Genomic DNA, 12954 nt, shown 5'->3' with positions numbered 1-12954 from the left:
CTAACGCCCGTCCGTGATCCGACCTACCGCCGGTCCGTGATCCGGCGCCGCACCCGGGCGGCCAGCCGGCGGAGGCCGCCGAGCTGGTAGTGCGCGGTGAGCACATCAAGGTCACGACGCCAGCCCTCCACCTCGCGCGCCACCCGGCGCGATGCCCGGGCAAGGCGCCGGGCGGTGAGCGGATCGACGAGGTCGGGTGCGCGCCGGGGAGAACGACAGAATGCGACCAGCGGTTGAAGGACCGCCGGCCACCGGTACTGATCCGCGACCCCTGCGGTCCGCTCCCGGCATTCGCGCCGGTACTGGACGTCGTCGATCAGCCGGCGCAGCGCCTCGGTGAAACCGCGGACGTCGCCCGGGGCGACCGTCGCCCCAAGACGGTGTTTCTCAATCAAATCGGCGAAAACGTCGCCGCGGGTCGCGACCATCGGCAGCCCGGCCCACAGGTAATCCAGCATCCGGGTGCGGAACGAGAATTCTGTTTCCACCGATTCCAGGTGGCAGCTCACCCCGATATCGGCGTCGAGCAGATAATCGGCGCGGTCGGCGTAATCCACCCAGGAATCATTGAAGAAAACGTGCGACCCGGTAAGCCCGAGAGCATCGGCGAGTTCGCGGGCCTGCCGGGCCTTCGGCATTTCGGGTACGCCGGGATGCGGATGGCGCATGCCGAGGAAGAACAATCGGACCGCCGGATGCGTGGGTGCGAGCTCACCGACCGCGCGGATCACGGTGAGCGGGTCGAACCATTCGTAAATGCCACCGCCCCAGAGAATGACCGTGTCGTCCGGGCCGATGCCGGGATGAGTCCCTTTCAACGCCCGGCGCCGGCGGACCGGCGGCTGCTCCGGAATACCGAACGGCACGATTCCGAACAACGTGTGCAGCGTGGCGTCCGCGTCGTACGACGCCACGTTGACCCGGCCGAGCGCGGCGAGATGTCCCAGCCAGAACGCGCGCTGCCGTTCACTCGCGCAGAGAAAGAAATCGCCGCGGAGGCACAGCTCATCGATGACGGCCGTCGCCGCGGCGATGAGATGGTCACGCCCCGGCCGGTCGTGCCATCGGGTCTGTTCCAGTTGTTCGAGGTGGAACGGGTCGTACAAGTCGGCGACCAGGATTTTCCCGCTCTCCCGGATGAACGGGTAGGCATGCACGGCGTCACCGTGGACGACGAGAATGTCCGCCCACTCGACGAGGGCGCGCACCTCGGCCGCCGTCGCTGTCGCGCCCGCGTCGAAACCCTCACCGGACAAGGAGCAGCCCGAGGTGCTCCGGAGTTTCACGTCGTGTTCGGCGCCGAGGATTTTCGCGATGTGCCAGGCACGAATTCCCGGCCCGGCCATTTTCACCTGCAGCGGGTCGCTCGTCACGACGAGCACACGCCGTCGTGGACCTCCGGTTGCGCTCATCCGCTCCTCGCCGCCTGACGGTGTCCAGGGCGGCATCTTACCGGCAATCAGCGCGGCGGGCCGCGGCCGCACCGGCAGCCGGCGAAGCCGGTCAGCGCACGGTCACCCGCAGGCACCGGAACAGCGGATTCACGTTACCCGGCCCGACATTGATGCCGTACGCGCACACCAGGTGAGTACCCGGCGAAGCGCCGACGTCGCCGGCAAAACCATGCGCGGATCCGTATCCGGTAAATGCCGCTGCAACATCCGGGCGATAGCCGTTCGCGGTGAGCGCTACGGCGCCGCGGCCGTCCACATAAATGTGCACCACAATCGGGGTGACGACGTCCGGATCAATCGCCCAACCGGTGACGTGGATGGTTCCCGAACCGCCGACCGCAGTGTCCAGTGAACCAAACGGCACCCCGGTAGGCAGCGTCACCGTCCGGCAACCGAGCAGCGGATTCACCGAACCGACACCGACGTTAATCGAGTACACGCAGACCTGGTGACGACCGCCGTAGCTGACCGGCACGGTCACGTCAAAGCCGTGCGCCGCACCGTATCCGGGAAACGCCGCGGCCACATCCGGCCGGTTGCCGTCCGCCCGGCCGAGGCCGGCAAACCGGCCGTCCACATACACGTGTACGAGAATCGGATTCGCCGTGTCGGGATCGATCGTCCAGCCGGTCACCCGCGCAGCACCGGGAAGACCCTGCGCCGCTTCGAAATTCCCAAATGGATTCCCGCCCGGCAGACTCACCTGCTTGCACCCGAGAACGGGATTGACCGTGCCCGGGCCGACGTTTATCGCGTATACGCACACCGTGTGCGTGCCGCCGTACAGGCCGGTGACAAAGCCGTCGAAGCCGTGCGCGGGGCCGTACTGCGGGAAGACCGCGGCGACGTCCGGACGGTTGCCGTCCGCCGTGATCGCCGTCGCAAATGCGCCGTCGACATAGACATGCACGGTGATCGGATTGACCGTATCGGGGTCAAGTGCCCAGCCGGTTACTTCAACGACGCCGGGTCCGCCGCGAATCGTCTCGAAATTCCCTTGCGGATTCCCGGTCATGGACGGGCCAGGCACGGTCACCCCTTGGCAGCCGAGCAGAGTGTCCGGGCCGCCGATGGTACTGACGCCGAACGTGCACACCGTGTGATAACCAGGGCTCGCGGAAAAAGTGGCGTCATAACCATGGTTGATGGAATAACCCGGAAACACTGCAGCCACATCAGGCCGCGGAGCGGTGGCCGTCGTCGTGCCGACGGTCGCCCCGGAAACGGTGACCCGGACGGTCACCGGATCGTCGCTCAACCCCGACAGGGCCCAGCCGCGCACCTCAACAGTGTTCAGGGCAGGGGCCGTTGCGCCGTCCAATGAACCGAACGGCGCGCCAACCACAACCGTCGTCGACCACGGATATGCCGCATTGCCGTTCTGCACGCTCGACAACGTCAGGGTGTACGGGCCGGGCGGAACCGGAACGCCCGAGTCATCGGTCATGTCCCACGTGACGTCGACGGTCGAACCGGAGCCGGACACCGTCCGGACCGTGGCGCCAGCGGAATTCTGCACCGCGAGCGTCCAATCCCCGGGGCTCATCATGCCGGCGGTGACACGAACGCTGCCGTTGCCCGAGACGGTGCGCTGGGTGACCACGGCCGACGGCTGGACGAGGCCGGAATTCCCCATGTCCTGCGCGGCAAGCTGGCGGATTGCCGGAAGGACCGAATACCCGCCGTCGCCGGGACAGTCGGTGAGGTCGACGTCACGGTGGCCGGAGACGACGTTGAGGGTCACCGGCGTCCCTGCCGGGTATCGCGATCCGCTGAAAGATGCAGCGACGAGAGTCGCGGTGCCGAGGGGATTGTCGTAGTTGATGGTGAATTTCCACGCCATCAGTGCGGCGACTGCATTGACCATCGCGGTCGGCGGCACGGCGGTGGTGAACGTCCCAATCATCGCGACGCCGAAACTGTTGGTGTTGAACCCGCCGGTATGCGCGCCGAGCACGTTCTTGTCGACACCGCCGTACCGGCCTTCCCAGATCCGGCCGAACTGGTCGACGAGGAAGTTGTATCCGATGTCGCACCAGCCTTCGCCTTGCACGTGATAGGCGTAGATCGACCGGATGATGGCGGGTACGTCGGCAGGCGTGTACGAGTTCCCGGTCACCGTGTGGTGGACGAACCCCACCTTGGCCGGCCCGGTGTACTGCGGACCGTCCGGACATGCCGAGAGCCGCAGCGACTCGTCCGCGCCCCACTGGGCACGGGTGTAGATCTGCGGTTGCGCAGCGGCAGCCACGGCTGTTTGCAGCGGATGCGGCGGGCCCGGATGCGCATCGGCTGCGGAAGTGCCGGGGTCGATGAGCTCGATCCGGAGATCCTTCGGCTCGTCCCCGGTATATGCGATCAGCCGCACCTGGACGCCGTCCGCGTGATCGACCCAGAGCGGCTCGGTCGCGTCCCGCGGTGCCACCCGCCCGGAGTCCGTGGACCGATCCGCACCGATGTCACTGGCCTCGACGTCCTGCCACGACGTCCAGCGCCCGTCGGTGCGCACGCGAATCTCGGCTTTGAGATTGGTGATCGCCGGATCGTGTCGCCAACTCAGCCCCACCGCGCGGAACGGCTTGGTCGCCAACTCGCCGGTCGTGACCAGGCCGCCGCTCGTTACCGGTTGCGGCGGGACGTTGAGCGAGTGGTGGTAGACGCGCGGCGCCACCGCGTGCGGCGTGGGAGTGGGTGCAGAGATGACAGGAGCGACGAGAAGACCAATCGGAAGCGCGAGCAGTGCGGGGAGGATGAGGGCGCGACGCAAGACCGTTACTCCTGTGAACTAGAGCGACAGTTGTGACTCTCTATACCTAAGCACCCTTTCGCTGGAGATCGTGGCAATTTCTCCGAATTAGTGGTGATGCGGACGGGGTTTTTCTCGGCACCAACGACCGGAGATCTGAGCAGCGAGAGGAAGATCTCCGCTGGCGGTCGCGGCGCCGTGGCGGCCGACCCCGGCGCGGCGGGGCGTGCCGGAGTGAGGAAGATCTCCGCTAGGCCCCGGTCGGATCACCGCGCAACGCCGGGCCGCAGAAGGCGAACGCCGCGCGGAGTGCGTCCCGCCACGGCCGCATCGCCGGCAAGCCGGCCTGCTGCCACCGGCGGTGCCCCAGGACGGAGTAGGCGGGACGCGGCGCCGGCCGCGGAAACGCCGCGGTCGTGGTCGGCCGGACGCGGGTCGGGTCGGCGCCAAGCTCCTCAAAGATCGCTCGAGCGAAGCCGAACCAGGTCGTCTCGCCGGCGTTCGTGCAGTGGTACACCCCGGGCGGCGCATCCGACCGGGCCAGAGTGATCAGCGCATCAGCAAGGTCCCGGGACCAGGTCGGCGAACCGCGTTGATCATCGACGACAGTGACGGTCTCCTTCTCCCGCTCCAGCCGGGCCATGGTCTTGACGAAGTTCTGCCCCACTGCTCCGTACACCCAGGCGGTCCGCACGACGTAAGCGCCTGGATGCGCCTCCAGGACGGCACGCTCGCCCGCCGCCTTGCTCCGGCCGTACACGCTCCGCGGCGCAACCGGCGCCTCCTCGTCGTACGGCGAGGTCGCGTCCCCGGCGAAGACGTAGTCGGTGGAGACGTGCACGAGCCGGGCACCCAGCTTGGCCGTCGCGGCGGCGACGTGACCGGCACCCTCGGCGTTCACGGCAAAGGCCGTGGCGGGATCGGATTCAGCGGCGTCCACCGCGGTGTAGGCGGCGGCGTTGATGACGACGTCCGGGTGGAACCGCTCGCACGCGGCGAGCACGGCGTCGGCGTCGGTGATGTCCAGCTCGGCGCGGGCCAGACCGACGACCTCCGCCCCGGAACGCTGGAGCAGATCGACGAGATCACTGCCCAGTTGACCGCCGGCGCCGGTGACCAGCCAACGCGTCATCGCGGCAGCGCCGCCTTCTCCTTGAGCGGCCGCCACCACCATTCGTTCTCGTGATACCAGCGGATGGTCTGGGCGAGCCCTTCGTCGAAGCTCACCCGCGGTTCATACCCCAGAGCACGGATCTTGGTGTCGTCCAGCGAATACCGCCGGTCGTGATTCTTGCGGTCTTCGACGAATTCCACCGAGTCCCAGGTCGCCCCGCACGCGTCGAGCAGCTTCTGGGTCAGCTCCCGGTTCGTCAATTCCAGTCCGCCGCCGATGTTGTAGTACTCGCCGGGCCGGCCTTTCTCCGCAACGATTTGGATGCCGCGGCAGTGGTCGTCGACATGCAGCCAGTCGCGCACGTTGAGCCCGTCGCCGTACAGCGGAACCTTCTTGCCGTCGATGAGATTCGTGATGAAGAGCGGAATGACTTTCTCCGGAAATTGATACGGACCGTAGTTGTTCGTGCAGCGGGTCACCGAGATATTCAACCCGTACGTCCCCGCGTACGCGCGGGCGAGCAGGTCAGCGCCCGCCTTGCTGGCCGAATAGGGCGAATTCGGTTCCAGAATGTGGTCTTCGGTCCATGACCCCTCGAGGATCGAGCCGTACACCTCGTCGGTGGAGACGTGCACGACGCGGGGAATCCCCGCCTGGACGCAGGCCTCGAAGAGGGTCTGGGCGCCGAGCACGTTGGTGACGACGAATTCCGCGGCGCCGTAAATCGACCGGTCGACGTGCGATTCGGCGGCGAAATTCACCACGAGGTCGTGGCCCGGCAAGACCTCGGCAAGGAGCCGGCCGTCACAGATGTCGCCTTGGATGAAGCGGTACCGGGGACTGTCGGCCACCGGAGCGAGATTGGCCAGATTTCCCGCGTAGGTGAGCTTGTCGTAGACCGTCACTTCAGCGTCCTCGTAACCGGCGTACCCGCCGGAGAGCATGGTCCGCACGTAATGCGAACCGATGAAACCGGCTCCCCCGGTCACGAAAACACGCATGGACGCCGTCCCTTACCTTCGTCAACTGCCGGGATCACGTGAGACCACGGCGTCAGCCGCCGCTCTTCGATTCTCGCAAGGACGCCTCCAGGACGCCGCAGGGCACCGGCACGTGCCAGCCAGCGGGCAGTTCGTTCAGGTACGCCGTCGTTGCGCCGCGGACCTGGCACTGCACCCCCGCGACGACGACCTCGCTCCGCCACGGTAGAATGCGCCCTTCGCGCGCTACCCAGACCCGGTGCGTCGCCGGTAGGTCGAGCAGCACGGTGACCGCGACGAGCACGAAGAGCCCGGCCCGGACGCCGACAGCCGACCACCGGCGCAGCGCGTCCAGACCCGCCGCGATCGCGCTGAAGAGCAGCAGCGACGGCAGTACCTGGTAGCGGGAGAGCTGCAACCCGGCCAGCTGAAACCGCGTGCCCGGGGTCACCGCAGGCTCGGCGAACATCACGGCGAAGGCGACCACGGTCGCTGCCAGGGCCGAGACCGCGAGCCAGCGGCGCGGACCTGGCGTCCGGAGCGCCGCGAGCACGATTCCGATTACGACCACCCCCGCCACCCCGACCGCACCCCAGCCGGCGATCTGCCACGCCCATACCGTTGCCCGGTAGCCGGCAAGCGTCCCGAGGATCACACGGTTGGCGAAGAACTCGAGCCCGTCGAGCACGCCGAAGGACTGGTGGGCCGGACGATGGGTGGTCGCCGCGACCAGAAGCTGGCCGACGACGCCGATGAGGTAGCAGCCGGGCACCACCTGGTCGCGCCAGCCGCGACCGGTGAACGCTCGCAGCACGACCAGCGGGAGGAACACGGCCGAGAGCGGGTTGGTCAGCGCCGCCGTGAGGACCACCACCCCGGCCAGCGCCGACTCCCACCAGCGGGCTGGTTGCCAGAGAATCGCCCAGAAGGCCGCGAAGGTCAAGAACCAATGAATGTTCGCCAGATTGTCGAGCGCCTCGAATCCAGCCGCCGGGAGGACGACGACGAGTGCGGCGAGGAAGAACCGGACGATCGGCGATCGGAGGTGCCCGCTGCTCGCCCGGAACACGAAGAGCGCCACCCCAACCCGGAGCAGCGCCGCTGCCGCGGCGGTCAGCCGAGCCGCCTGTTGAACCGGGAATGCCGATACCGTCGCGGCGACAAGCCGCGGTACCAGGTGCATGTACCCCGCGTAGGGATGCGCGAGGGTGTGCCAGATCGGGCCGCGGAGGGCGTCCCGCAGGAAAACCGCGCCGTCCTCGGCCCACAGCCAGCCGGTGCGCTGGGCGCCCGCCCACCGCAGATCGACGAAGAAGCCGACCACCGCGGCGGCCAGATAGCCGACGACGGCGACCGACCGGGCGCCCCGAGCCGCCGGCGCCGGTGGGAAGAGTGACGCAGCCAACGCCTCGCGCCGCCGCGGCGACCGTGCGCCCGACGGCGGTGAGGGCACCTGCGACACGAGGCCTTGCACGCCGCTCCCCCTTGGTGACCGTCGCCATGCACCGTAGCGTCAGTGGTTGATCAAGGGTCCGGAGTATGGACGCCTGATGACCCGGGAAGGTTCCGGCGGTCAGTCGGCCGCGAGCCGGGCCGGATGCCCGGCGGCGCAGGACGACGGACCCGGCCGCGAGCGGCGCCGGACGCCGGGCGGCGGTGCGGGAGCCCTGTTCGGGCGGGAGGGTGCCTTACGCCCGGCGGTGGTGCGTCAGTACGGCATTGCCCGGCGGGACGGTACGTCAGTACGCGATCGAGACCTTACTGTGATCGCCGAGCATGAGCCGGTGCGCCCGAGGCAGCGCGGTGGACGGCGCCACCTCCACTTCTTTGCCGATCAACGAGTCCTCGATGCGGCTCACTCCGATGATCTTCGTGGCTTCCAAGATGATGGAGTGTTCGATCTCGGTGCGCTCGATGACGCAGTCGTGGTAAATCGACGTGAAGGGTCCGACGTAACTCTCGATGATTTTCGTGCCCTTGCCGATAATCGCCGGGCCGCGAACCGTGGACCGCTCGATGACAGCGCCGTCCTCAATCACCACCCGTCCGATGATGCGGCTCTCGGCGTCGACCCGCCCGCGGCAGGCCGGCTCGATCGTCTCGAGCACTTTCCGATTGCACTCCAGCATGTCCTCGAGCCGCCCGGTGTCTTTCCAGTAACCGTTGACAAAGTGGGACCGAACGTTGTACCCGTTGTCGACCAGCCACTGGATGGCATCAGTGATTTCTAATTCACCCCGGGCGCTCGGGCGGATCGCACGCACCGCCTGGTGAATCGCCGGTTTGAACATGTAGACGCCGACCAAAGCGAGGTCGCTGCGAGGCTGGGCCGGTTTCTCCACCAGGCGGACGACGCGCCCCTCCTCGTCAAGCTCGGCAATCCCGAATTGTTGAGGGTTGTCCACCTTGGTGAGCAGAATTTGCGCATCCGCGCCGCACCGGACGAATTCCTGAACGAGATCGGTAATGCCGCCGATGATGAAGTTGTCCCCGAGGTACATGACGAAGTCGTCATCGCCGAGAAAATCCCGCGCAATCAGCACACAGTGGGCGAGGCCGAGCGGCGCCTCCTGATGGATGTACGTCGCCTTGATGCCCAGCGCTGAGCCGTCGCCCACCGCGGCCTCGATCTCGGCGCGCGTGTCGCCGACGATGATGCCGACGTCGGTGATCCCGGCGTCCCGGATCGCCTCCAGGCCGTAGAACAACACCGGCTTGTTCGCCACCGGGACGAGTTGCTTGGCGGAGGTGTGGGTGATCGGACGGAGCCGGGTGCCCGCTCCCCCGGAGAGCACGAGTGCCTTCATGTCGGCCCACGCTACCCAATCACCATGCAGGCGACCATCGAATACCCCGTCCCCGTCGAATACCCCGTCCCCGGACCGCGAACCGCTACTCTCAGCAAAGTGACCACGCCGCCCCTGACATTACCGCCGGAGCTCGATCCGCGCGGTCCCGCACCGGGAACCGAGCGGCGAGGCCTCCGGCGGTTCGCCGCCGTCGTCGCCGTCGGGATTCTCCTGACCAGCGGTCTCCTCTACGGCCGCTACGTGCACTACAACGGAAACCTCAACCGGGCGACGGGTGTGATCACACCTGGTGGAACGAAGGCGACCGGTGGGGCGGAGAACGTCCTCCTCGTCGGGTCGGACACCCGCACCGGGGCGGGTGACCAATTCGCCCAAGCACCGAAGGGCCAGACGCAGGTGCTCGGGCAACGCTCCGACACCGTCATCCTCGCGCACCTGGCCAAGGGGCACGGCAGGGCGACCCTGGTGTCGCTTCCGCGGGACTCCTGGGTCACCATCCCGGCGTACACCGACGCCAACGGCGTCCTGCACCCCGCCCATCAAGACAAACTCAACGCCGCATTCGCCCTTGGCGGCGCCGCCCTGCTCGTCAAGACAGTGCAGGAACTCACCGGGCTGCACATCGACCACTACGTGGAAATCGACTTCGCCGGATTCCAGCGCATGGTCGATGCGCTCGGCGGCGTTGATGTGTGTCTGAGCCGCCCCGCGCATGATGTGAACACCGGGATCAATCTCAGCGCAGGATGGCACCATCTGAACGGCGCACAGGCATTGGCCTTTGTCCGGCAGCGGTATGGGCTGCCGCTCGGCGACTTGGACCGGATCAAACGGCAGCAGCAATTCCTCGCCGCGATGATGCGCAAGGTGGAGAGCGCCGGCACGCTCACCAATCCGCTGAAACTCAACGCGTTCCTCGACGCGTTCACGAAATCGGTGACCGTCGACGCGGGGATGAGCACCGCGGACATGGAGAAACTGGCCGTCAGTCTCCGTGGTTTGAGCACCGGGAACGTCGTCCTCACCACGATGCCCATTGCCGGGTTCGGCACCCGGAATGGCGAATCCGTCGACATCGTCGACACCGCCAAGGCCCAGCAGCTCTTCGCCGCTCTCGCCGCCGACCAATCCGTGCTCTCCCCCTCCGCCCAGCCGAGCACGCTGCCGCGCAGTCAGGTGCACGTCCGGGTCTTCAACGCAGCGGGAATCAATGGCCTCGCCGCCCGGGCGTCGGCGGAACTCGCCCAAGCGGGATTCGACGTCATTGGCACGCCGGCCAACCGGGGCTCCGGCGCAACAACAACGGTGATCGAATACCCGCCCGCTGAGGCTGCAGCGGCGCATACCCTCGCGGCGGTGATTCCCGGCGCCGTGTTGCGACCGAATGACCAACTCTCCGGGGAAATCGATCTCCTCCTTGGGTCTGATTACCATGGCCTCGCCACTTCGTCGAGCCCAAGCACCACCGGGACGCCGAACCGAGGCTCCGGCGGCTCTGGAGCCGCAGGATCGACCGGCGGAGGCCTGACCGGATCGGCGACAACAGCGGCAACGGCGTCCTGCACCGCGTGAGCTGGTGGACACCAGCAGGCAGCGCCCGCCGGGGAACCAGCACCGCCCGCCGGGGAACCAGCCGCGAGCCTTGCGCGTTCCGTCCATCGGTGTCGCTGGACGGCCGCTGATGACGGTCCGGCGGACAACCTCAGGGCCCGGTGCTTCGTCCCTGGCAGTGTCGGACCGGCCTGCCTGCCGAAGGAGCTGAATGAAGCGTCCCGCCTCTCCTCGCTCCCTTCTGGATCCGTTGGGCGAGGAGGCCGCGTACCAGCGGTCGATGCGACGCCGGCGGATCGCGGGACGGGTCCTCGTCGGTTTCCTGGCGCTCGTCGTCCTCGCCGGCGCCGTCGCCGCGGCCGGTATCCACAACATCCTGAGCAAGGTGCGGCATCAGCCCAGCCTCGACACCGTGATCGGCGCAACCGCTCGGCCCAGCAAAGCCCCACCGCCGGCGAGCGGCGGCAGCCCGGAGAACATCCTCGTCCTGGGTGTCGACAGCCGGCTGGGTGAGAACTCCAGCTTCCAACCGACCACCGGCCCGGCGCAGACGGAAACCCTCTCCGACACCGCGATCCTCGTGCACCTGTCAGCCGACGGCAAACATGTCACGTTGGTGAGCATCCCACGTGACTCGGTGGTGAATATTCCGTCCTGCCGCCGGGTCGATGCCAACGGCCAACCGCTGAGCGACTCCGCGGGAAATCCGCTCTATACCAAGCCCGTGCAGGCGCTCTTCAATGAAGCGATCCAGCTCGGCGGACCGGCCTGCTCGGTCAAGACGCTCGAAACGCTCACCGGCATCTACATCGACCACTATTTGGAGATTGATTTCGAGGGCGTCATCAAAATGTCCAATGCCCTCGGCGGCGTGCCGTTGACGATATGCTCACCGATTCACGACGCGCACACCGGCCTGAACCTGCCCGCCGGGCCCGTGCTGCTGAAAGGACAGCAAGCGCTGGCCTTCGTCCGGGCCCGGTACGGTCTGACCGGCGGGGATGACCTGCACCGGATCCAGCGGCAGCAGCAATTCATGGCCGCGATGGTGCGCAAAGCGCTGAGTACGTCGAATTTCTTCGATCCCGTTCACATGTACGAGTTCTACTCAGCCGTCGCCGGCTCCATCACCACGGACATGAGCAGCTCCCAGCTCATCAACCTTGCGATGCGCTACCGCCACATCAACACCCAGAACATCGTGTTCGCGACGGTGCCGACATATCCGGCACCGAAGGGAGACAAGTGGTACTACCACCTGTACTGGAGTACCGACGAAGCGGACCTGCTCTTCCGTTACATCCGCGATGACCAGCCGCTCAACGCAACACCGTCCGGCGGCCACAACGTCGCGACAATCACCGTGCCGCCGTCCGAGGTGACGGTCGAAGTTCTGAACGGGACGGCGACCAACGGCCTGGCCCGCCAAGTGGCCGACCAGCTCGCCGCCGAAGGGTTCCGCATCGCCGGTGTCGGCAACGCCAGCTCGATCCCAGTGGCGAAGACAACAATTTCGTACCCCGCCAGCCGGACGGATTCGATGAAGACCCTCGCCGGGGCTCTTGCCGTCACCCCGCAGGAGACCCTCGACACCAGCGCAAGCAATGTCCTCGTGCTGACCATCGGAACGGACTGGGCCGGGCTCGCCGCCAGCTCGCCGACCCCGTCCCCTGCGCTGTCCGCGTCACCCGGCTCCCCGTCCGCTACGCCGTCGCTCGGGCCGCTCGGCGTGCCGACGACCAACGCCGCCGACACCCAGTGCGTGCAAGGCTGACGCGTCAGCGAGGGCGGGCGCGTTCCCGCGAGCGCAGGATCGCCTCCCGGCGGGCCAACCGGGTGCCCCGGCGAATCTCGGCTTCATGAAAGCGCCGGTGATCGTCTTCGGTCTCCGGGATGACCGGTGGAATCGCCCGGGGCCGCTCGTTCTCGTCGATTGCCACGAACACCAGGTAGGCGGAGGCCACGTGCCGCGGCTCCTCGTCCGCGCGGTCCCACGGCTGAGCCGTCACCCGCACCCCGATCTCACAAGAGGTTCGGCCGGTCCAGTTCACCTGCGCCTGGCAGGTGATGATGTCGCCGATATGCACGGGCACGAGGAAGACCATCTCGTCCACCGCCACGGTGACCGCCCGGCCGCCGCAGTGCCGCGACGCAACCGCCCCGGCGGTTTCGTCGATCATCCGCATGACCGTTCCGCCGTGGACAATGCCGTACAGGTTCGCGTCGAGTACGGTCGCGATCCGGCTCAGGCTGAGCCGGGACGCGCTGACCGGGACGCCGCGCAGCTCCGTCATGACCC

9 protein-coding genes are annotated in these 12954 nt (G+C 67.4%); 2 read left to right on the top strand and 7 right to left on the bottom strand.

Translation table 11 applies throughout. The annotated features are described in order from the left end of the window. Positions 1 to 23: 23 nt before the first annotated feature. From ACEL_RS02165 to ACEL_RS02135, 6 genes are all read right to left on the bottom strand, one after another. The gene (locus tag ACEL_RS02165) at positions 24 to 1412 is read right to left on the bottom strand and encodes a glycosyltransferase (protein ID WP_011719255.1); all 1389 of its coding nucleotides are present in this window, start codon (positions 1410 to 1412) and stop codon (positions 24 to 26) included. A gap of 91 nt (positions 1413 to 1503) precedes the next feature. Next, positions 1504 to 4221 (bottom strand): N-acetylmuramoyl-L-alanine amidase, encoded by a 2718-nt coding sequence (locus ACEL_RS11325; RefSeq protein WP_011719254.1) that lies wholly within the window; start codon positions 4219 to 4221, stop codon positions 1504 to 1506. A gap of 229 nt (positions 4222 to 4450) precedes the next feature. After that, on the bottom strand, positions 4451 to 5332 hold the full coding sequence (gene rfbD / locus ACEL_RS02150) for a dTDP-4-dehydrorhamnose reductase (RefSeq protein WP_011719253.1): 882 nt from the start codon (positions 5330 to 5332) through the stop codon (positions 4451 to 4453). Then, positions 5329 to 6315: a dTDP-glucose 4,6-dehydratase gene (gene rfbB, locus ACEL_RS02145; RefSeq protein ID WP_041834877.1), complete on the bottom strand. Its 987-nt coding sequence runs from the start codon at positions 6313 to 6315 to the stop codon at positions 5329 to 5331. Before rfbB ends, rfbD begins: the two co-directional genes overlap by 4 nt. A 52-nt stretch (positions 6316 to 6367) precedes the next feature. Beyond that, positions 6368 to 7768: a hypothetical protein gene (locus ACEL_RS02140; RefSeq protein WP_041834876.1), complete on the bottom strand. Its 1401-nt coding sequence runs from the start codon at positions 7766 to 7768 to the stop codon at positions 6368 to 6370. A 265-nt stretch (positions 7769 to 8033) separates the two neighbouring features. Continuing rightward, positions 8034 to 9101: a glucose-1-phosphate thymidylyltransferase gene (locus ACEL_RS02135; protein ID WP_011719250.1), complete on the bottom strand. Its 1068-nt coding sequence runs from the start codon at positions 9099 to 9101 to the stop codon at positions 8034 to 8036. Positions 9102 to 9125: 24 nt separating this feature from the next. Between ACEL_RS02135 and ACEL_RS02130 the strand changes: the two genes are divergently transcribed. Both ACEL_RS02130 and ACEL_RS02125 read left to right on the top strand, forming a co-directional pair. After that, positions 9126 to 10676, top strand: a complete 1551-nt coding sequence (locus ACEL_RS02130) for an LCP family protein (protein ID WP_049751333.1) — start codon at positions 9126 to 9128, stop codon at positions 10674 to 10676. Between the two features lie 190 nt (positions 10677 to 10866). Continuing rightward, a complete protein-coding gene (locus ACEL_RS02125; RefSeq protein WP_011719248.1) occupies positions 10867 to 12429 on the top strand; it encodes an LCP family protein in 1563 nt (520 codons plus the stop codon). A gap of 4 nt (positions 12430 to 12433) precedes the next feature. Here ACEL_RS02125 and ACEL_RS02120 read toward each other — a convergent pair whose 3' ends face one another. Next, complete coding sequence (locus ACEL_RS02120; protein WP_011719247.1) at positions 12434 to 12949, bottom strand: acyl-CoA thioesterase; 516 nt, start codon at positions 12947 to 12949, stop codon at positions 12434 to 12436. Positions 12950 to 12954 lie beyond the last annotated feature (5 nt).

The sequence above is a fragment of the Acidothermus cellulolyticus 11B genome (genome assembly GCF_000015025.1).
Lineage (GTDB): Bacteria > Actinomycetota > Actinomycetes > Acidothermales > Acidothermaceae > Acidothermus > Acidothermus cellulolyticus.
This window is presented reverse-complemented; position numbering and strand designations above follow the sequence as displayed.

Excerpts from the sequence above, each read along its gene's own strand:
- ACEL_RS02120 (WP_011719247.1), bottom strand. The coding sequence starts at position 12,949 with ATGACGGAGCTGCGCGGCGTCCCGGTCAGCGCGTCCCGGCTCAGCCTG.
- ACEL_RS02130 (WP_049751333.1), top strand. The coding sequence starts at position 9,126 with ATGCAGGCGACCATCGAATACCCCGTCCCCGTCGAATACCCCGTCCCC.
- rfbB (WP_041834877.1), bottom strand. The coding sequence starts at position 6,315 with ATGCGTGTTTTCGTGACCGGGGGAGCCGGTTTCATCGGTTCGCATTAC.
- ACEL_RS02135 (WP_011719250.1), bottom strand. The coding sequence starts at position 9,101 with ATGAAGGCACTCGTGCTCTCCGGGGGAGCGGGCACCCGGCTCCGTCCG.
- rfbD (WP_011719253.1), bottom strand. The coding sequence starts at position 5,332 with ATGACGCGTTGGCTGGTCACCGGCGCCGGCGGTCAACTGGGCAGTGAT.
- ACEL_RS02125 (WP_011719248.1), top strand. The coding sequence starts at position 10,867 with ATGAAGCGTCCCGCCTCTCCTCGCTCCCTTCTGGATCCGTTGGGCGAG.
- ACEL_RS02165 (WP_011719255.1), bottom strand. The coding sequence starts at position 1,412 with ATGAGCGCAACCGGAGGTCCACGACGGCGTGTGCTCGTCGTGACGAGC.